The sequence below is a fragment of the Faecalimonas sp. LCP19S3_D12 genome, from assembly GCF_052121495.1.
In the GTDB taxonomy this organism is placed as follows: domain Bacteria; phylum Bacillota; class Clostridia; order Lachnospirales; family Lachnospiraceae; genus Faecalimonas.
Genome location: NZ_JBQKED010000108.1, coordinates 1 through 1308 on the forward strand (window position 1 = coordinate 1; position 1308 = coordinate 1308).

Below are 1308 nucleotides of genomic sequence, written 5' to 3' on the forward strand. Positions count from 1 at the left end.
CTCAAACTTCCCACACCAATAAGGTGTGATTAACCTTGAAAATTCAATATTTCAGCCAATTAAAAAGGCATAAATACGTTCCTTTGGTATAATGGAATTGTCGAAAAACCAAAATAGAAAAGGGGATTTATGCCATGTCCAGTATATCACAGAACAATAGCAATGAGGTAGCATTACTTGATTGTGTCCAGAAGTTTTTTATCAAGCATCACGTTGGCAGGTTGTTGAAGCAATGCAACGGCACCAAAGAGAAAGGCGTTTCCGCTGTTTCTCTGCTTAAGTATAAGATGGGGAACATTTTCACTGGAAGAAGTATGTATATGCAACAGAAAACAGGTTCCTTCAAAGAAGCGTTTTCCAAGAACACCTTCTATCGTTTTCTGAATTCTACGAAAACCAACTGGCTCCGTTTTACATCACTTCTTGCTGCTGACATCGTGAAGAATGATCTAAAGCACCTTACTGATGACTCCCGTAAGAACGTGTTTATCATCGACGACAGTCTGTTCCATCGTACAAGCTGCAAAAAGACAGAACTGGGATCTAAAGTCTTTGATCATACGGGAATGAACTACAAGAAAGGCTTCCGTATGCTGACCGTAAGCTGGAGCGATGGGAATACGCTGATTCCTGTAAACAGCTGTCTCCTGGCTTCATCCAAAGAGTCGAACATCATCGGCCCTGTGAAGGCATTTGATAAGAGAACTCTTGCCGGAAAGCGTCGTAAGCTTGCACAGACAAAAGCTCCGGAGGCAATGCTTACACTCCTTGATACCGCTGTATCTGCGGGGCTTTCTGCAGAATATGTCCTTTTTGATTCCTGGTTTTCCAATCCTGCACAGATAACTGCGCTTAAGTCTAGAGGAATGGATGTCATTGCCATGATCAAGAAAAGCAGCCGCATCAAGTACACTTATGGTGAGGACCAGCTTAATATCAAGGAAATATATTCCAGGAACAAGAAACGTCGTGGCCGTTCCAGGTATCTTCTTTCTGTTGATGTGATGGTAGGGAAAGAGAATCCCATTCCAGCAAAAATCGTTTGCGTAAGAAACAAGGCCAATCGTAAGGATTGGCTTGCTTTCATATGCACAGATACATCGCTCTCCGAAGAAGAAATCATCCGCATCTATGGCAAACGCTGGCAAATCGAGGTCTTTTTCAAGACCTGCAAGTCTATGCTGAATCTGATTGGTGAATGTCATAGCTTATCTTATGATGCACTGACTGCTCACGTAGCAATCGTGTTTACCAGATACATGTTACTTGCAATGGAGCAGAGACAGAATGAAGATCAACGAACCCTAG

Annotated in this window: 1 protein-coding gene; it reads left to right on the forward strand. The window is 42.6% G+C overall.

The features are described from left to right. Positions 1–134 precede the first annotated feature (134 nt). On the forward strand, positions 135–1308 hold a 1174-nt coding region (locus tag ACTQXY_RS15440; protein ID WP_441660205.1), incomplete at its 3' end, for an IS4 family transposase.